General features: G+C 54.6%; 19 protein-coding genes and 2 pseudogenes. 9 read left to right on the forward strand and 12 right to left on the reverse strand.

Translation table 11 applies throughout. From position 1 onward, the window contains the following. Both ABFA30_RS21940 and ABFA30_RS21945 read right to left on the reverse strand, forming a co-directional pair. A complete protein-coding gene (locus tag ABFA30_RS21940; protein ID WP_410045929.1) occupies positions 1-924 on the reverse strand; it encodes a LysR family transcriptional regulator in 924 nt (307 codons plus the stop codon). Between the two features lie 131 nt (positions 925-1,055). Then, complete coding sequence (locus ABFA30_RS21945; protein ID WP_410045930.1) at positions 1,056-1,955, reverse strand: LysR family transcriptional regulator; 900 nt, start codon at positions 1,953-1,955, stop codon at positions 1,056-1,058. 131 nt (positions 1,956-2,086) lie between these two features. On the opposite strand from ABFA30_RS21945, the gene ABFA30_RS21950 reads away from it, so the two are divergent. After that, entirely contained in the window at positions 2,087-2,917 is an 831-nt protein-coding gene (locus tag ABFA30_RS21950; RefSeq protein WP_410045931.1) for an oxidoreductase, read from the forward strand. Positions 2,918-2,949: 32 nt separating this feature from the next. Continuing rightward, positions 2,950-3,234 (forward strand): DUF2790 domain-containing protein, encoded by a 285-nt coding sequence (locus tag ABFA30_RS21955; protein ID WP_283725612.1) that lies wholly within the window; start codon positions 2,950-2,952, stop codon positions 3,232-3,234. A 311-nt stretch (positions 3,235-3,545) separates the two neighbouring features. Here the strand turns inward: ABFA30_RS21955 and ABFA30_RS21960 are convergent, their stop codons facing one another. Both ABFA30_RS21960 and ABFA30_RS21965 read right to left on the reverse strand, forming a co-directional pair. Then, on the reverse strand, positions 3,546-3,923 hold the full coding sequence (locus ABFA30_RS21960) for a hypothetical protein (RefSeq protein WP_410045932.1): 378 nt from the start codon (positions 3,921-3,923) through the stop codon (positions 3,546-3,548). Between the two features lie 100 nt (positions 3,924-4,023). Then, positions 4,024-4,992: a toll/interleukin-1 receptor domain-containing protein gene (locus ABFA30_RS21965; protein WP_410045933.1), complete on the reverse strand. Its 969-nt coding sequence runs from the start codon at positions 4,990-4,992 to the stop codon at positions 4,024-4,026. Positions 4,993-5,337: 345 nt separating this feature from the next. On the opposite strand from ABFA30_RS21965, the gene ABFA30_RS21970 reads away from it, so the two are divergent. Further along, positions 5,338-6,168: an oxidoreductase gene (locus ABFA30_RS21970; protein ID WP_410045934.1), complete on the forward strand. Its 831-nt coding sequence runs from the start codon at positions 5,338-5,340 to the stop codon at positions 6,166-6,168. A gap of 163 nt (positions 6,169-6,331) precedes the next feature. Continuing rightward, on the forward strand, positions 6,332-7,366 hold the full coding sequence (locus ABFA30_RS21975) for a phenylacetaldoxime dehydratase family protein (protein ID WP_410045935.1): 1,035 nt from the start codon (positions 6,332-6,334) through the stop codon (positions 7,364-7,366). Between the two features lie 60 nt (positions 7,367-7,426). Here the strand turns inward: ABFA30_RS21975 and ABFA30_RS21980 are convergent. The 5 genes and pseudogenes from ABFA30_RS21980 to metC form a co-directional block, all read right to left on the reverse strand. Continuing rightward, positions 7,427-7,711, reverse strand: a pseudogene (locus ABFA30_RS21980) (alcohol dehydrogenase); the annotation flags it as partial. 132 nt (positions 7,712-7,843) lie between these two features. After that, positions 7,844-8,602: an amino acid ABC transporter ATP-binding protein gene (locus ABFA30_RS21985; RefSeq protein ID WP_283724213.1), complete on the reverse strand. Its 759-nt coding sequence runs from the start codon at positions 8,600-8,602 to the stop codon at positions 7,844-7,846. Continuing rightward, positions 8,599-9,249: an amino acid ABC transporter permease gene (locus ABFA30_RS21990; RefSeq protein ID WP_410045936.1), complete on the reverse strand. Its 651-nt coding sequence runs from the start codon at positions 9,247-9,249 to the stop codon at positions 8,599-8,601. Before ABFA30_RS21990 ends, ABFA30_RS21985 begins: the two co-directional genes overlap by 4 nt. A gap of 3 nt (positions 9,250-9,252) precedes the next feature. Continuing rightward, the gene (locus ABFA30_RS21995; protein WP_283724211.1) at positions 9,253-10,074 is read right to left on the reverse strand and encodes a transporter substrate-binding domain-containing protein; all 822 of its coding nucleotides are present in this window, start codon (positions 10,072-10,074) and stop codon (positions 9,253-9,255) included. Positions 10,075-10,183: 109 nt separating this feature from the next. Then, positions 10,184-11,350, reverse strand: a complete 1,167-nt coding sequence (metC, locus tag ABFA30_RS22000) for a cystathionine beta-lyase (protein ID WP_410045937.1) — start codon at positions 11,348-11,350, stop codon at positions 10,184-10,186. 118 nt (positions 11,351-11,468) lie between these two features. Here metC and ABFA30_RS22005 point away from each other — a divergent pair, with 118 nt between their 5' ends. Further along, positions 11,469-12,380, forward strand: coding sequence for a LysR substrate-binding domain-containing protein (locus ABFA30_RS22005; protein ID WP_410045938.1), 912 nt, complete (start codon positions 11,469-11,471; stop codon positions 12,378-12,380). A 314-nt stretch (positions 12,381-12,694) separates the two neighbouring features. Then, entirely contained in the window at positions 12,695-13,252 is a 558-nt protein-coding gene (locus ABFA30_RS22010) for a hypothetical protein (RefSeq protein WP_410045939.1), read from the forward strand. Positions 13,253-13,427: 175 nt separating this feature from the next. Here ABFA30_RS22010 and ABFA30_RS22015 read toward each other — a convergent pair whose 3' ends face one another. Beyond that, a complete protein-coding gene (locus ABFA30_RS22015) occupies positions 13,428-14,576 on the reverse strand; it encodes an XdhC/CoxI family protein (protein WP_283724207.1) in 1,149 nt (382 codons plus the stop codon). Positions 14,577-14,701: 125 nt separating this feature from the next. After that, positions 14,702-15,442 (reverse strand): annotated as a pseudogene (locus ABFA30_RS22020) (methyl-accepting chemotaxis protein); the annotation flags it as partial. A 90-nt stretch (positions 15,443-15,532) separates the two neighbouring features. Between ABFA30_RS22020 and ABFA30_RS22025 the strand changes: the two are divergent. Continuing rightward, positions 15,533-16,039: a hypothetical protein gene (locus tag ABFA30_RS22025; protein WP_410045940.1), complete on the forward strand. Its 507-nt coding sequence runs from the start codon at positions 15,533-15,535 to the stop codon at positions 16,037-16,039. A 19-nt stretch (positions 16,040-16,058) separates the two neighbouring features. Here ABFA30_RS22025 and ABFA30_RS22030 read toward each other — a convergent pair whose 3' ends face one another. After that, positions 16,059-16,421, reverse strand: a complete 363-nt coding sequence (locus tag ABFA30_RS22030; RefSeq protein ID WP_410045941.1) for a hypothetical protein — start codon at positions 16,419-16,421, stop codon at positions 16,059-16,061. A gap of 1,091 nt (positions 16,422-17,512) precedes the next feature. On the opposite strand from ABFA30_RS22030, the gene ABFA30_RS22035 reads away from it, so the two are divergent. Continuing rightward, positions 17,513-17,752 carry an antitoxin Xre/MbcA/ParS toxin-binding domain-containing protein gene (locus tag ABFA30_RS22035; RefSeq protein ID WP_410045942.1) on the forward strand — a complete coding sequence of 80 codons (240 nt, stop codon included), beginning with the start codon at positions 17,513-17,515 and terminating at the stop codon, positions 17,750-17,752. Between the two features lie 319 nt (positions 17,753-18,071). Beyond that, positions 18,072-18,632, forward strand: a complete 561-nt coding sequence (locus ABFA30_RS22040; RefSeq protein WP_410045943.1) for a hypothetical protein — start codon at positions 18,072-18,074, stop codon at positions 18,630-18,632. Positions 18,633-18,709 lie beyond the last annotated feature (77 nt).

Consider the following 18,709-nt stretch of genomic DNA (forward strand, 5'->3'; position numbering starts at 1 on the left):
TTAGAGTATGAGTTCCTCTGTTTGGGACTCTGAGGGTTCGTTTCGCAGAAAGTCTATGAACGCCCGCAATTTCGCTGGGACGCGGCGTCGATCGGGATAGTAGAGGTGGAGGGGGGGGATTGCTGGGCTCCACTCCTCCAGGATCCGTAATAGACGCCCCTGCTTGATGAAGGGCTCAATGTATCCATTGATCATGTAGGCGATGCCAAGTCCGTCTAGTGCTGAGCGAACCAATATTTCGGAGTCGTTGAGGATCAACCGGCCCTTTATCTGGAGATCGATTTTCTCCTGGCCGTTGTCGAACTCCCAGCGCTCGATCTGCCCGCTACTGGAATGCCGGAAGCTGATGCAGTCATGCTGCAACAAGTCACGCGGATGTTCTGGTTGGCCAAACTGCGTGATGTACTCGGGGGAAGCAATAATTTGCGCCTTGAGGGGAGGGCCGATTGCTACAGCGACCATGTCTTTTTCAACCGCGTTACCGAAGCGGATGCCGGCATCGAATCCCTGTCCGACAATGTCCACCAAGTGATTTTCGGCACGGATTTCCAGATTGATTTCTGGGTAAGCGGCCATGAAGCGACGCAAGATCGGCTGCAGAACTATTAAGTAGGCGGCCCGCGGCACATTGACCCGTAGAAGCCCTGCAGGATGATTGGCCTCCCGGCCGAGCTCCTGTGACGCATTGGACAATTGCTCAAGTGCCGGCTGTACCCTTTCCAGGTAGCGCTCCCCTATTTCTGTCAGGCAAACGCTACGGGTTGTGCGGTTGAACAGCACCAACCCTAGCCGTTGCTCCAGCACTCGGATGCTCTGGCTTACCGCTGAAGGTGAAATGCCTAATTTCACTGCAGCATTGGAAAAGCCCTTTTCCTCCGCCACCGCCATGAAGGTTACCAATCCATCCAGGTGATCCTGACGCATGGTTATACTCCGCCACGATGGGGTGTGGTTTCACTGAAGCTTTAGCACCTACCAAATGAGCTTGCACAGGCAACCTTTGGCACATTCGTACCGAAAGATTTCATAGTATTCCATGAGCATGCTCAACTCATTTACTTCTTTGGACGAGCCGCACGGGCAAACTCGATGAATGCCTTGAGTGGCGCTGGTACATGGCGACGGCTGGGGTAGTAAAGGTGCAGGCCAGGATAAAAGGGGCACCAGTCCGGCAACACTTGAATCAATCGCCCGTCGGCCACATGCTCGCTGACCATTTCTTCGAAAACATAGGCTAGACCAATCCCTTGTAGTGCAGGGCCCACCATCAGACTCACGTCACCCAGGGTCAATGGGCCGCTGACTTCAATTTCCTGGGCGATCCCTCCGCGCTCGAATTCCCATCGGTACAGTGAACCACTGGGGAAACGATGCCGAATACAAGGTAAACCGTGTAGATCCTCTGGTTTCTGCGGGATCGCATAACGCTCGAAGAAAGCCGGCGTGCCTACGACCACCGAGCGCATGTTTGGGCCTATTGGCAGTGACACCATGTCGGCTTCCAGGCGGTTGCCAAACCGAACACCGGCGTCAAAACCTCCCGCCACTACGTCCACCAACGCATCGTTTTCGACCACCTCCAATCTGATGTCCGGATATTCCTGCAGGTACTGGCTGACAATCGGTAACAGCACGAGTTCGCATGCCTGGCGACCAGCAGTGATGCGCAAGTTGCCTGAGGGCTTGTCTCGAAAATTATTGAGGTCTTCGAGTGCATCATCAATGTCCCGAAAAGCCGGTTTCAAGCGTGTGTAGAGTCGCTCCCCAGCTTCTGTCAGGGCGACACTTCGAGTGGTTCGGTTGAATAAACGTACGCCTAGGCGGTTTTCCAGGGCGCGCAGAGAGTGACTTAGGGCTGAAGGTGACAGACCCAGTTCGACCGCTGCACGGCTGAAATTCAGGTGCTGCGCGATGGATAGGAATATCGTCAGGTCAGCAGTGCTAGGAGCCTTCATTTATGAATGCCTTTCACTAAGTCATGCAAAATAAATGGGATTATCACATAAGTACCACGACTTTAAAGTGGCATCAACTCATCGAGAAGACCCGCCAATAACGCTCGGGTCGCTGACAGGAGGAGTTGAAAATGCGTACTTGGTTCATTACTGGAGCTTCCCGTGGTTTTGGCACCCTCATCGCAGAACACGCCCTGCGTGCCGGCGACGCTGTGATTGCCACCGCACGTAAACCGCAAGACATTACTGACCGGCTGGGTGCTCACCCGAACCTCCTGGCCGTGCGCCTGGACGTGACCAGCGAAGAAGAATCGCATCAGGCTGTCGCGGAAGGCATCAAGCGTTTTGGCCGTATCGATGTCGTCATCAACAATGCCGGTTTCGGTGTACTGGGTGCGGTGGAAGAAACCAGCGCCAGCGAAACCGAGCGACTGTTCGCTACCAACGTGTTCGGTGTCCTGAACGTAACCCGCGCTGTCCTGCCGCACATGCGTCGCCAGCGTAGCGGGCACATCGTCAACATCTCCTCGATCGGCGGCTACCAGGCTTACATGGGCTGGGGTGTATACGGCTCCACCAAGTTCGCAGTGGAAGGGATCACCGAAGCGCTGCACCAGGAGCTGGCACCCCTGGGCATCCACGCAACGGTCGTTGCTCCGGGCTTCTTCCGCACGGACTTCCTGGACGAACAGTCGCTGATCAAGACCGCCCTGGAACTGCCGGACTATGACGGCACCGTCGGTAAGATGCGCCAGTTCGCCGAGGCGGCTAACCATGCACAACCCGGTGACCCCGTAAAGTTCGCCGAGGCCATCCTGGCTCTGGTGAATGCACCGAAACCGCCACAGCGTCTGGCGCTGGGCAGCGATACCGTCGCACGTATCGGCGAGAAGCATAGCTTCGTTGAAGCGGAACTCAGCGAGTGGAAAGATCTGGCGCTCTCTACTGACTTCAAAGACTAAGACGAACGCTACAAACTTGGAGAAAATGAGCTATGAAAAGTGCTCTGATTTCACTGCTGGGTGTTGGGGGGGCACTGCTGGGTGTACTTATGGTGTCTTCGGCGTTAGCTGCGCAATTAAATTCAACGGCCACAACAGCAACCACATTTACTGATTATCACTATGAGCAACGCTTGGATATTGCTCGGGTGCTGTCGCACACTGAAGTTCCACCTGTGTGTTATGTCGTACCGGTGGAAATGACCTATGAAGACTCGCAGGGAAATCAGCACACGATTCGCTACCACGCTATGGGCACTGGCTGCCTCAGTGGTTGATCTCCACACGCTTACAAAGACCGGGCTAGCCCGGTCTTTGTGCTGGTAGGTACTCTGAGTGGCCCACGTTGCTGCGCGACGTTGAACGGGCGTAAACGTCTGGCAGTAAGCAAGGATGGTCACTACGTATCGTTCCGTGCCAAAAATGGTCGGTGAGCGTCCGAAGCCTACAGCCGCGACAATATTGGCATGTAAGCCTCCTTTTTGACCTTTAAACTGAAATATTTTACGAGTCAAAAATGAGGCTTATAAAATTTGAGCCCTGTCGGTCGGATGAATGATCCTGCTGCCCAGCTCTGCATTTATGCGAGTTAGGTAGTCTGCCGACAAGAGACAAACGGTCTGACATCTCTGTCGTCTACTGCCTGAAGCACGAAGTACTGCCCATTCGCCTTCAGCGCGTGGATGATGCGACATTGGACATAGGCGGTGCTGTATGAGGGGCTCGTGCCTTGGATGTTGAGCACCAATTCTCCTCCGTAGCTGCTCACGTACCTCAAGTCCTTCAAGGCCCCCGCCGTTTCACCATTGGCCTCTGCGATTTCGATTATCAAATTCCGTAAGGTCGATTGATCTGTGTCTGCCACTTCAGCGGAAAACCTGGCCTGCCGCTGACTTTGAAAACCTCCTTCACGACTGGCTGAGCCCAGACGATTGAATGTGATATGAGCGAGCAGGACTACTTCCATGGTCTGAGCCTTCTGTGTAGGTCTTACTTCTCGGTAGCAGGGGGCATTTTATGCAACGCACGGTGCCCCGTGTTCTGGCTTGTTCATATCCGGCAATGACTCACCGATTGCGTTGTAACGGTTCGATGAGAAGGCTCCAAAGCGTCTCCGCACCGCCTTCTTGGGAAAGTTTTTGGTACTGTCGAGTGTGGAGCGCCATGCCAAAAGTTTTGAGGTACAAGGATTGGTCGTCTGTATCTACAGTGAGTGCCTCGTTGTACGAGCCCCCGCCAAACGAATCGCCATGGCTGTAATAGATACCGGCGCCTAGCTGGCCACCGGTGAACAGAGTCGCTTTGGCAACGTTATTGCCGTCCTTGTAAATACTCGCAGAAAAGCGATTGGCATCTATACGACGAAATGCGCCTTCGTACCCTGGGTTGCGTGACTGGAGCTCCAGCAATGAGTTCTCGAAATAGCGGGCAATGTACTCGAAGCTATCGAGCAGAAAGCGGTCTCTGTCAAGCTGGGTGAAGCTCTTGGCCATCCGAAGGTTGCTTGAGCGCGGGCCAGTTGGGGGCATAGGAGCGGGCGCTAAACTGCTATCGAAATTGGTACGCTCAGATCGAGGTAGCGTGCTCGGTTGGTTGCGGCTGCATCGATTGGCGGCCTTCCGCACTTCCTTCGCGACTTGCAAGAATGCTTCGTCTCGATCCGGCCAAAGTGTCACTGGCTTACCATCTTGAGGGGTGCCAAGGAGCTTGCCAAACGGTGCGTAGTGCCAATCGCATGGGCGAAGAATCACAGGTATGACGATCGCTTCCCCTGCAGCATGGCGCTCCATTGCTCGGGCCATCTCGATGTTGTAGCAGTAATCGGAAGCGATGAAGTCAGGGCTCACCAGCAATAGGATGATTTCGTCGCTGTTGATGTGATCATCAATTGCCGCATCGATGACTTGGCCCGCACCGATTCTGCGATCGTGCCATGTGTCAATGACGCCCTGGCGTTTGAGCATGGAAAGCTGCTTTTCGAGCTGATCGCGCAGGGCCTCGTCTGCATGGCAGTAAGAGAAAAACACGTTAGGCAAAATGGTTACTCCCTCTCAGGTAGGTGCTGCTCTGATCATATGATCTGCTCACCGTAGAAGTACAGGTCGCAGGATCGAAGCTCGAACTCGATGACCAGATCGAAGAGAGCTAAATCACGGGTTTTCTCCGCGCTATGAATAGCTTTCCACGTGCGTTCGCATTGTCGTGGTGAAATGATGCGTATATGAAAGCATCAAAAGAAGGGAACAGCTATTTATGAGCACGGCTCACTAAGTCTTGCTAAATCCATGGGATTATCACATGGATGATTCACCTTTAAAGTCGCATCAACTCATCGAGAAGGCCCGGCAATAAAGCTCGGGTCGCTGACAGGAGGAGTTGATATGCGTACTTGGTTCATTACTGGAGCTTCCCGTGGTTTTGGTACCCTCATCGCAGAACACGCCCTGCGTGCCGGCGACGCTGTGATTGCCACCGCACGTAAACCGCAAGACATTACTGACCGGCTGGGTGCTCACCCGAACCTCCTGGCCGTGCGCCTGGACGTGACCAGCGAAGAAGAATCGCATCAGGCTGTCGCGGAAGGCATCAAGCGTTTTGGCCGTATCGATGTCGTCATCAACAATGCCGGTTTCGGTGTACTGGGTGCGGTGGAAGAAACCAGCGCCAGCGAAACCGAGCGACTGTTCGCTACCAACGTGTTCGGTGTCCTGAACGTAACCCGCGCTGTCCTGCCGCACATGCGTCGCCAGCGTAGCGGGCACATCGTCAACATCTCCTCGATCGGCGGCTACCAGGCTTACATGGGCTGGGGTGTATACGGCTCCACCAAGTTCGCAGTGGAAGGGATCACCGAAGCGCTGCACCAGGAGCTGGCACCCCTGGGCATCCACGCAACGGTCGTTGCTCCGGGCTTCTTCCGCACGGACTTCCTGGACGAACAGTCGCTGATCAAGACCGCTCTGGAGCTGTCGGACTACGACGAAACCGTCGGCAAAATGCGTCAATTCGCCGAAGCGGCCAACCATGCACAACCGGGTGATCCGGTGAAGTTTGCCGAAGCCATCCTGGCCCTGGTGAACGCTTCGAAGCCGCCACAGCGGTTGGCCCTGGGCAGCGACACCGTGGCGCGCATCGGTGAGAAGCACAGCTTTGTCGAGGCAGAGCTGAGCGAGTGGAAAGAGCTGGCGCTTTCTACCGACTTCGCGGTGTAAGTCGACCACAAGCGTAAATAAGACACAGAAACCGGGCTTGCCCGGTTTTTGTGTTTCTGGAGGGCGGAATGTCTTGAGGTAACCGCTTACTAAATAGGGAGCTGGAAAGGGAAGCTATAGTGAAAGGATCCAGCCCCGTCTTTACGCCTGTTGGAGACGCATCATGGAATCGGCAATCCCTCCGTATCTGCGTACTGAGCGCACCCAACCTTCCACCATGCCTCCCAGTCATGTTCCTCCATTTCCCGCCTGGGCAGCGCGATTTGATCCACTGGTGGGGCAAGTGGTCATGGCTTACTTCGGCGTGCAATCAACAGCTGAGCTCAGCATTGAAGATTTGAAGCCGATCACCCATCGCTTCGTGTCTTCCAGTGGCCCGAAACACTGGGATCTAGCGCACTGTAAAGACGCAGCAGGCTTCCATAACCTCATCGCCATTGCCTACTGGTCAGCACCTGCTGACTTCCTGAGGTGGCGCCAGCAGAGTGGTTTCGATGTTTGGTGGAACGACCCACAACGCGCTGGGGAGACGGTGGGATGGTTCATTGAAATAGTAAGCCCTACCGCGGATCGCTTTGAAACCCTCCAGGCATCGCTCGGCGCACCAGAAGGAGTCGCCCACCTGGCCGAGTCTTTAAGTGACACCGTCCAGGAGCATGGATATTGGGGCAGCGTACGGGATCGGTTTGCACTTGCTCAGACTGATCCGCTTAGAGGCACTAAGCCTGAAGCAAATCCCAGCCAACAAGGCTCGCCACGTACCCACCTGTCAGGTAGGCAAAATCTTTGTTTGATCCGCTCTGGCCAAGATTGGGGGGCTACTCGTGATAAAGAACGAAACTTGTACCTACACGACATTCAGCCTGTACTGGAGGAGGGCATGACCTACCTTCGTGATCAAGGTGGGCCACTCGGCTGCCTTTCATGCCGTTTCATGAGGGTACTGAACACCACTACCGGCGAACCGCTGGAAAAAAGTTTTGGGCTCGCGCATTTCGATGAGCTGGCGAATTTAGAGGCTTGGGCTAAGACCCATCCGACGCATCTGGCCATTTTCGGTGGATTCATGCGCTATGTGCGAGCATTAGATTTCCAGGTGGCGCTGCGACTTTACCATGAGGTTTCTGTAATCCCGGCCGACTCTCAATGCTTTGAGTACATCAATTGCCATCCAGGCAGCGGATTGTTGGGCTCGTGAAATCATCAGGACACCCGCTAGGCCATGCACAACAAACAATCATGGCCGAGCGGTGGTGAGTCAATTGTTGGCATCCAGCACGACACGGTACCGTGCCTTACCGCTTCGCAGGTGATCGATTGCCTCATTAACTCTGCTCCTGGGGAAATATTCAACCTGCGGAACGATCTGATGGCGATCACAAAACTCCAGCATGGTTGCCGTGGTACTTGGAGACCCGACCGGAGAGGCGGACAAGATCTTTTGTTGGGGGATCAAGTCGGACACATGCACCGGAATAGCAATGGGAACGATGCCAACGAAGTTCGGACGGCCCTTGGCACGAAGTGTGCCAATCATCGCCGATGACGAACACGTGTAGTGGCTCGCCGCCGTGGAGAGGCGTAAAGCCAACATCGAAACCTGACGCTTGAGTCGGAGGGGGGAAATGAGCCTACCGACTCGAGCGCCAGTCCCGGTGCATCAGATCATTGTGGCTTAGTAACGCCTCAAGAAATGTTGGACTCGCTCCCCGCTATCAACCCCGAAAAAGTCGCTTGCGTAGGCGTTTTTCACGATGTTGCCACCCTCCATGAAAATCACACGATCCGCTACCTCCTGGGCGAAGCGCATCTCGTGGGTTACCACTAGCATTGTCATTCCCGCATCAGCAAGATTTCGCATGACTAGAAGCACCTCATCTCGCAACTCAGGGTCGAGAGCGGACGTAGGCTCGTCAAAGAAGATCACCTCAGGATCCATGGACAAGCCCCGGGCTATGGCCACACGTTGCTTTTGACCACCAGATAGCCGGGCAGGGTAAAAGTCTGCTTTAGCAGCCAGGCCAACCTGTTCCAGTAAATCCATTCCTTTTTTTACTGCTTCCTGCTTTGGGACTTTCTTGACGCTGACAAGTCCTTCGATAACGTTCTCAAGGGCCGTGAGGTGTGGAAAGAGATTGAAGGACTGAAACACCATGGCTGTCTTCTGGCGCAGCTGAGCAAGTTCATGCTTGTCTGCGCGACTCATGCGTTTCCCGGCAATCAGGTCAATCCGATGTCCGCAAATCTCCAGAATCCCGCTATCGGGCTGCTCCAGAAAATTCAGTGAGCGCAACAGCGTGGTTTTCCCTGAGCCTGATGGCCCCAGAATTACCACTACCTCGCCAGCCTCTACTCTCAAGTCCACTTTGTTCAGAACAACATTGTCACCGAAGGACTTGGAGACGGCAGTGACCTTGATTTTAGTGTTGCTCATCGGTAGCGCCTCGTCATACGCCCTTCAAGATAGGTTTGAATTAACGTCAGAATCTGGTTGATGAGCCAGTAGACCAGACCAATCATCAGGAACATTTCCATGTAGCGGAACGTCGACGCACCTACCTGTTCTGCTACACGGGTCATCTCAACAACAGTGATGGTTGACGCGAGAGAAGTGTCTTTGATCAGGGCAATCAAACGGCTTCCTACGGGTGGCAGTGCAATGCGAGTGGCCTGGGGAAAGATGATTCGACGAAGGCACGTCCAGTAACCCATCCCCATAGCCTGCGAAGCCTCCCACTGACCAGGATCCACGGCATTGATACCTGAGCGAAAGTTCTCGCTCAGGTAAGCGGCGGAGAACAGTGTCAGTGCCAGCAGGGCCGAAGGGATCGGCGTCATCGTAATGCCATAATGAGGCAGGCCGAAGTAGATCAACAGAAGCTGAACCAGCAACGGTGTCCCACGGAAAATCGACACATACATGAACGCAACTGACCGCAAGATTGCGAGGTTGGAGTTGCGCATAAGCGCAACGCATATACCGAGCAAACTGCCCAATACAAAAGCGCCCAACCCTAGTCCAAGCGTGACCAGTACAGCCTGCTGAAGCAGTGGCCAAGCGCGCAGGAATAATTCCAGCATCAATCACTCCTCAGCCAGGGCTTTCTTGATACCCGAGAGCATTTGGTAGTCCGCACCAACGTAATGCTTGGAGTAGGCTTCCACGGTGCCATCGGCAATCATTTCACTAATCGCCTTGTTGACCGCTGTTTTCAGACTTTCGCTGCCCTTGCGCATTGCCGCGGCAGACACCTGGTAGGTGAGGGGGGCGCCTACTGCCTTCAACGGCAGCTTGTTGACCACACGGTAGTTTTCACCGCTGAACCACGACGCGATCACCACGTCGACGCGACCGTTGGCCAGGTCATTGAACACCAGCCCGCCGTTGTCATAAGTGCGAATAACCGACTGGGTCAGATTCTTATGAGACCACGACTCATTACTGGAGCCCGCCGTAACCCCCACTGATTTACCGGCCAGATCTGCTCGCTCATGGATATCGGTGTTCTTGGCGAGGAGGAAAATACGAAACTCTTCCACGCCGTATGGATCGGAGAAATCGACTTGCAGCGCCCGCTCTTTAGTGGGAGTGAGATCGTTCATCACCAAGTCGTACTTGTCAGCTTTGAGGCCTTCTACGAAGTTTTTGTAGGTATCGGCAATGAAAACGACTTTTGGGACACCGATACGCTTGGCCACTTCCTTCGCCATGGCCACGTCGTAACCTGACGGTTTGTTTTCCGCGTCGATGAAGCTCCAGGGGGGACTGGTCTGTGTGTTGGCAATACGAATCTCGCCAGCCTCCTTGATACGCTGCAGAGAGTCATCCGCGCTTGCGGAATTGACGCCCAGGGTTGCCAATGCGAGCAAAGAAATTGCAAATCGAATGCCGGTGATTGTTTTCATAATCCATCCTTAATTTATTGATCACCGCCCCAAGATTGGGCGGCGAAAGGCGGCAGCACTTCGAAGGAAAAGGGCGGCGAAATCTTGCGCTTCACCTACCCCGTGGGTGTTACACGATTGCGTGCTCAAGACGGGCTTGTTCGTAGCACTTCAATGCATTGTCGAGATCGCCGATCAGCACCTCTGGGTCTTCAAGACCTATGGAAACCCGAACGATTGGCTGGTTGGTAGGCGGGTATTGGCGCGCCTGCTGCTGACTGGTAGGGTAGTAAGCAACTAGACTGTGCGTCCCTCCCCAGCTTGCGCCTATTGGGAAATGCCGGAGCGCATTGAAGAAAGCACTGAAGGCCGCCTCACGAGCTGGCTGGAGAATGAACGAGAACAGGCAGCCATTGCCTTCAAACTGTTTCTTCCATAGCGCAAACCCAGCATTGGACTCCAGTGCGGGGAACATCACCTCGCCAACCATGGGGTGGGCATCCAGCCAGCGGGCAACTTTTAACGTGTTTTTGCTCTGCTCCTTCATCCGTACCTGAAGCGTGTCCATTCCTCGCATGACCAGAAAACAATCATCGGGGCTGACCGCCTGGCCGAGAATACTTTGAGTCTCACGCAAGCACTCGTAGTACGACGTGTTGAGCATACTGATACTGCCCATGAGCACATCCGAGTGACCACCAAATACTTTGGTGACCGCTTCAACCGATAGGTCGATACCATGCTCAAGGGGGCGGAAATACAGCGGGCTTGCCCAAGTGTTGTCCATCATGGTCATGACACCATGACGTTTGGCGACCGCCGCAATACCGACGATGTCCTGCATTTCCATCGTGATTGTGCCTGGCGCCTCCAGACAGATCATCTTTGTGCTTGGTTTAATCAAGCGCTCAATATTGGAGTCGATAGTGGGAGGGTAGAACTCCACCTCTACACCTAAATTCGCCAGCCAGTTTCGAGCGAAGGTTTTTAAGGCACCATAGCAAGCATCTGAGATCAAGATGTGATCACCGCTACGCACGAACCCCATCACGGCAGTGATAAGGGCAGATGCACCAGATGGAGTAACCACGCAGTGACTGGCGCCTTCCAGTTGCGCAATCCTGTGCTCCAGGCTCCGTGCTGTTGGTGTGCCGGTAATACCGTAGCTGTAGCCATCAGGCTGACGAGATTTGCGCGCGACAAAATCTTCGAAGGTATCAAAAACTACGGTCGAACCGCGCCATACAGCAGGTGACAAGCTGGCAAAGGGGTTGTCCGCGTGATCGGTGAAGCTCATTGTGAAGGTGCCCCCAGAGGCAGTTGGTTATGGCCTGATTCTAGGGGTATGAAAATCTTGCGAGCAAGACGGTGAATTATTTACTCTATAAGTTCAGGTTATAGCTTAGAGAGACTTCATGGGCATTCGAGAAATTGAAATGTTTCGCGCCGTAATGACCTCCGGCACGACCAGTAAAGCAGCAACGATGCTGGGTGTATCGCAACCGGCAGTCAGCCAGGCGATTAGGAAGCTGGAGGTCAGTGCGGGGCTACAGCTGTTTGTACGCTCTCGCAGCAGACTGGTACCCACCCAAGAAGCGGTTGCGCTGATGGCGGACGTAGATCGCTTCTTCATGGGCTTTGAAGCCATCGAGCATCGACTGAAAAGCCTTCGCGATCTGGGCATAGGGCGTTTGAACATTGCCGTGCACCCGGCGCTTGGCGTGTCGTTTCTTCCCCGGGTGCTGGCGGATCTAGACCTCGCCAAGCGCGACATGCAGGTGTCGTTGCGAGTATTGAGTTCGAAAGAGGTGCACCAACAAGTATCTTCCGGGCAATGTGATTTTGGACTGATGGCTGATGAGATGCCTGTCGCTGGGCTTGAGCACTCAGCGTTTCTCGATAGCAATGGTGTGATTGTCATGCACGCCAGCCATCCACTGGCTAAGCAATCGATTATCACGCCTCGTGACCTAGGTGATGTGGATTTCCTTGCATTGAATCCCGAGGACAGCAGCCGTCACCGATTGGAGGCAGCGATGCGGGAGGAGGGCGTTGAATTGAAAATTCGGGTCGAAACACCGTACGCCCACACCCTGTGTGAGCTGGCCATGCTTGGCCTAGGGGTGGGGTTTGTGAACCCGGTGGCGGCGCGCGACTTCCTTGATCGAGGGCTTGTTGTCAAACCCTTCAGTATTGATGTCCATTTTGCCAGCCTTTTGGTATTCCGCCCTGGTAAACCTTTACCCGAGAACGCACGGCAGTTCATACGCGTTCTGAGAATCCGCCTTGAAAAAGACCTGAAGCAGCTCAGAACCAAGCTTGGGTAAGTGTAAGCAGGATTTTGCGGTGTTCTACTGCATACAACCCCGCAGGAACGGCGTCGCCTGGTGGAAGCGTTGAGACCTGCTCTCGAACCTGTGCATGAAGCTGTGTCAGACGCCTTGCGAATCGTTAGTCATGCCCAGGATGCCATTAACAGCAAGCAGAATCAGGCAAATCGAGAGCAGTACTCGACTAACTTCAGTACCGCACCGAGCCGTAGTCTGAACCCATGCAGAAACACACCTGCAACGGGTTAACCAGACGATGCTGATCTGAACGACCCGGCCCTAAATCCTTGATTACGACCGGAGTCACCGCCATGAAAACCATTAGCCAACTTATCGCTGCTGTTACCTTCGCTCTGAGCGCCACCGCATTCGCTGTACCGAGCAACCAAGAAGTTCGAGTCTACTCCCAAACTGCCAAAGAGCAGCAGACTGTCGCTGAAGACGGCTCGGATCGCACTCCAGGCTTCAAAGTCGCTGAAGGCGGCTCGGATCGCACCCCAGGTTTCAAAGTCGCTGAAGGCGGCTCGGATCGCACCCCAGGTTTCAAAGTCGCTGAAGGCGGCTCGGATCGCACCCCGGGCTTCAAAGTCGCCGAAGGCGGCTCGGATCGCACCCCGGGCTTCAAGGTTGCTGAAGGTGGCTCGGATCGCACCCCAGGTTTCAAAGTCGCTGAAGGCGGCTCGGATCGCACCCCAGGTTTCAAAGTCGCTGAAGGTGGCTCGGATCGCACCCCAGGCATCAAGGTTGCCGAAGGTGGCTCGGATCGCACCCCAGGTTTCAAAGTCGCTGAAGGCGGCTCGGATCGCACCCCGGGCTTCAAAGTCGCCGAAGGTGGTTCAGATCGTACCCTCGGCCGTCGCCAAGCATAAACTAATGTGGCAACCCACATCGGACGGGGACAGAATAGTGAAAAAGCCCTACAGGCTGAACCCTGTAGGGCTTTTGGTTTCGTAGGGAGGAGAATGTGGCTGCCAGGTTGGTATTGGTTCAAACGTCTAATCCAGTTGCCGTTGCAAGCTACCGGGGCAGGGCGCGTACACGTTTCTAGTGTTGCGTCACGGGCTCTGCATCATGAATGGGGGCTTCACGGGCCTTCAGCATTCCACCTTTACGACCGTTGAAGTGAGCGGTTATCTCTGCCAAAAGAGACAACGCTATAACCTCAGGGGTATCCCCACCTATATCCAACCCCATCGGATAGTGAAGTTGCTCGAATGCCGGTTGTGAGTGACTGTTGGGTATCTCAGCGAGCATTCGCTCTGTGCGGCTACGTGGCCCCAACTGACCTACATAAGAGGGGCCCTGATTTAGGCTCTGAGCCAGCCAGTGACGATCTTGTAAGTAACTGTGAGACATGATGACCACAGCAGCATTCGTTATCAGCTCGCTAGGAACCTGACCAAATTCCAGCGATAAATGCATAACTTGGTCTGCGTTTGGGAAACGTTCACGCCTGATGAAGTGACTTCTTGCGTCGATCACAGTCACTTGCCAGCCCTGTTGCTTCGCCATGGCGACCAGCGGTTGAGCATCGTGCCCCGCGCCAAAAATGACCAGCTTTCGCGGTGGTGCCAGATACTCAAGGAGAACCTCGATTTGTTCCGCTCCCATCTTGTAGCGATGCAGGGCGGTTTTTTTGTATTCAAATGCAGCCTGCAGGTCGTCCATTAGCAGTCCTACCAACACTGCGGGGCTTCCATTTTGAAGTAGGGTTCCTGATGGCGATACCGCAGCTCTGGCGCCAATCAATGCAGCTGCTTCCCCGGTGCCAGAAATAACCGTCGCCAGCGCGGCGGGGCGTTGCTCCCTGATGACCTGCCGCAACAACTGCGCAGGTAAAAAAGGCTGTCCGACTCGCACCCGCTCTAGCAGAATATGGACTGTGCCATTGCAGCCCAGTCCAAAAGCTAGCTCCTCTTCTTCACCAGGCTCATCTCCTGGAATGCCCGTGCTGTAGGTGCGAATCACCGGTTGCGTGTGCTCTGTTAACCACCAAGCTTTCTTGGCTAGATCGCTTTCGAGGCAACCTCCGCTGACCGTACCCACAGCGCTGCCGACCTGAGAGATCAGCATTCGAGCACCAGGGCGCCGGTAGGCTGAACCCTCAACCTTTACGACTGTGGCCAGCACCGCTTCCTGTTCCTGGGTGGCTAGCTCCTCCAGAGCGTCCAGTAATTTGTCAATGTCGCTCATGGGCTGCAGTCCCGTTTCGCTCCGACTGGATATCAGATTAGTCCTGTCTCCCGGCTTATCCACAAAATCACCTACAAGACTGTTTACCGAATGCTTCAGCTCTCGCCTGGCAAACGGTGTATCTGTCAGATGCGGAAGTTGCCCACCAGTTGCTGCAAGCGTGCGGCTTGATGATCGAGGTCAGCGCAGGCGCGAAGTGTAGCGTGGAGATTTTCCACTCCCTCCTGATTGAGGGTATTGATCTCTGTGATGTCCATGTTAAGGCATTCGACGACAGCCGTCTGTTCTTCGGTGGCGGTTGCCACTGACTGGTTCATGCTGTCAATTTCGCCAATGCGCTGAGTGACACTACCCAAACGCTCGCCTGCCTGGTTAGCGATTGCGACACTCTGTTCGCTGTAGCGTTGGCTCTCGGTCATAGTGGTGACCGCTTCGCGAGCTCCTACCTGTAACTCTTCAATCATGTGGTGGATCTCCTGAGCGGACTGCTGCGTGCGATGAGCGAGGCTGCGTACTTCATCCGCGACAACAGCGAAACCACGACCAGCTTCCCCAGCGCGTGCAGCCTCAATCGCCGCGTTGAGTGCTAGCAGGTTGGTTTGCTCGGAGATGCCTTTAATCACCTCAAGGATCTGACCAATATTCACTGTCTTGCTGTTGAGCGCCTCAATGTTGCCGCAGGAGACGCGAATCTTAGTGGACAGTTCGTTTATCGCATTGATCGTTGTTTCCACCACTCTGCGGCCGTCCTCGGCCTGGCTGCGCGCGGAAGAGGCTTGCTGCGACGCGTCTGCGGCACTGCGGGCAATTTCTTCGGCAGCGGCGCCTAGCTCGTTGATCGCCGTGGCGACACTGTTGGTGCGGCTCAGGGCGAAGAGCTTAAGACCACTCAATCCACCTTACAGTCAGAGATCACACGCAACGCCCGGATCAGCCAAAGCTGCACCGATCTGGAAGTGCGCGTACAAGAGAAAGATCAACAGATCCGTTCACTGGAAGAAAAACACACGCATGCCCGGGATGCCCTCGAGCACTACCGAACTGCAGCGAAAGACCAACGTGACCAGGATGAGCGCCGGCACGAGTCTCAGCTTCATCAGGTACAGCAAGAGCTCACGCTGCTGCAGCAGACTTTGATAGTAAAACAGGACGAGCTGACTCGAATGATTCGGGATAACGAGCGTTTGATCGGAGAAAGCCGCCAGCAAGCTCGGGAAGGGGCACAGCACCGAGATACCATCGAACGTCTGAGGGCAGATATCGGCATCGCCAATGCCGCTACCGCACGTGCCGAGGGCGCTCGAGAATTGCTCCAACAGCAGATGTCGACACTTGCCACTGCCTCCGACGAGTTGCGCGCAACCATCACATCCCTGGAGATCCGTGACAAGCAAACGGCACAGCTGCTCGATCAGGCCAAGGCTGAGAATGAAGCGCTACGCACCGCGGCGTCAGCTCAGTAGCGCGAAGGGAAGAGGAGAATTAGGCGGGCGACACGAAGCGCTCAATTGCTTCTTCGAAGTCAAACAATTCGCCCCCGCCGCCTGAAGAGACAAATTCAATTACTCGACCGCTTGGGCCCATGCGAACCTTAAACTGCACGTCCTGATCGGCACCACCGGCAGCCCCCATCAGCAGCCTTAGTTTCTCTATGGCCAACGGGTGAGTGATCCAGCCAAGCGGCGCCACATTTACAAACGCTGCCAATTTATCTTTGAGCTCCGTGCGGGACGCATAGCTGTGCGGGTCAAGCTTGAAGGACACTTCTTGACCTATGGCACCGACGCTTTCCGTTGCGCGATACAACTCTTGTATCTCGCGGTGCTCGTAGGTGCGATTCCACACCCTGAGACCTTCTACGTGACGTTCGAGAAAGGGTCATCAAGAAGCTTGCTCCCTCGCGATCAGATCCCAGGCGCCGTGGATTCTGGGAGCTAGTGCTTCCACTGGATTGGCGTGATCAGATTGTGTACCTCTCAACCGGTAAGGTGACGCTTTCCATCCGGGAGCATCCAGACTATGGATGCCAAAAAACCTGGTCGGATAGCAAAACCTGCCGGCTCGAGGGCAAGCTCCAGTCGCTGGCGCCGGCGGCCACCGCGTAGATGAAGCTTTGCAGGGCATCGTTGATGCTCTTCCATCATGAGCGCTTCACGACGAATTCTGTCTTCCTCCATAAACTCCCGCTGCTGCGCCTCATCGCTCAATCTGACAGCCCTAATCCAGCTGATTAGCTTGATGGATCCCTCGACGAGCAGGTGGAGTAAAGAGCAGCAGTGCCGGGTTGGTGAGTGGGCAAAGTGGGCGAGGACGCAGTTAGATTCAATTGACCCTGAGCACAGCGGCTGTGCTTAGACACAAAGAGTACAAATGTACTCATCACGCGGCGGAGGTACTCGACGACCAGTTCATGATGCCTGGTTGGGCTTCTCATGACAGGTGCACATGCCGTGTGCCTAACGCCTGCGCTATCTCGTGCATTTTTCAGCTTACGATGCGGAACCTAAATCTCGCTTATCCCCGAAGAGGCTGTCCTCCGCGATGGATCACTTCACGCTGGCCGCAACCTGCATCAGTGATGCCAGTTAGCGCCGCGTAGACAAATACTCCTCCCTAGAAGACCATGCGGGTGATGTGGAAGCCGGCGGGTGCGCCCGGGCACTCCAGGCCTAGGCACATCGGTGCGTCTGAGGTGCGAGGCGGTTATGCTTTTCTCAAGGTCAGTCAGCCATACCTGCTGTTGCTGGCGAGCGCGGATCTACATTGCAGCGAACGCCCCGTTGAGTGAGCATTCGCGGTCAACCGCATGATCCATTCTTGTTCACGTTTGCTTGGTTCCATCTTATGCCTTATAGTCAAATGAGTGGAACTTAGCGGGATTGCTTTGCTTTCACAGTCGATAAACCGGCTCGTTGCGTAGGCGTGGGGAGCTCGCAATGATTGAGACACCGAATACTCACCTTTCGTGCGTCACCGGAGCAGCAATGAAATTTGAGGAGCTGATTCAACGTCAGGCCAAGCAGGTGTTTGGTAGCAAAGCCAAGGCGGATGTTTGGTTGGCTCGGCCTCGGCTCGAATTCGGTGGTTCAACTGCTCTGGAGAGTGTACGCGATGAGGCTGAATATCTGAGGGTGAAGACTTTGCTCGACCGGATTGATCACGGGTATGGCAGCTGATGGATACGATGCTTTTGGGCTAATTGATCCGCGGGGCTCAGAGTCACGCGATGATTCAATTACGAAGTAACGCTTCCACGGATTGAAATATACGCAGACGAGGTCAGCCGAATTGCCTAATGAGCCAACTATTGAACCTGGCCTTGTTACGCTTTCTCACGACCAGGACAGGGCTAGAAGCCATGAGTGGGCCCGATTTTGCTTGCGCCATCGGGGAGTTGAAGAAACCTTCGATATTGGCTGTACCCATGCTGAGCTTCCCCAAGTTGATGGGGTTACGCAAATCCGGATAGCGGTCAGTTTCACTGGCGGCAAGCAAATGCGTTGCACGCTGTTTTTCGTACCTCCGGGCGAGGCCGCCCCCCTCCCTGTGACATTTTCCGAGAGCAAGACAATTGCAGATTTGAGGGGAGGGCATTGCTTGCTAGTTCCTGTATCTGATGATGTGGCGTGGACAGACAGTGTATGGCCCAAGTCAATTCAAGAATTAGATGCATTTATTTCTCATTCGACCGGATCCCCGCGATTCTTTGAGGATTGGGTTGAGGAGAGGAGCCGCGAATCCAATAAATTGCTGATGGTCGTGGCAATTAGAAACAATTGTTGTTATGGATACCTGCTAGGTTCTCCAAGAATTGCTGGGTTCAGTGAGACCCGGGTAATTCCCATTTTCTTTGATCGTATTGGTGAGCTGGCACTAGACTTCCCCGTGCCGTTCGAGCTGGCACTCAGTAGCAAAAATCTCGAGGCGCTTCTCAAGCATGCGCGTAGCTTCCAGCCTCATTCTGGAGACATGCAGGGAGATCTCCAATTACGCCAAGCCCTCGATGAGCTGGCTAATGCTTTGGAAAAGGGTGCGAGTCGATCTCATCAGGTTTGATATCTGCGTGGTAACTCGGCCCGTCTATAGCTTGGCGCGACAGTGTTACCCGAGCGGGTTACGGTTTTCTAACCTGT

Origin of the sequence: Pseudomonas sp. HLMP (assembly GCF_046365545.1) — a bacterium.
Taxonomy (GTDB): domain Bacteria; phylum Pseudomonadota; class Gammaproteobacteria; order Pseudomonadales; family Pseudomonadaceae; genus Aquipseudomonas; species Aquipseudomonas guariconensis_B.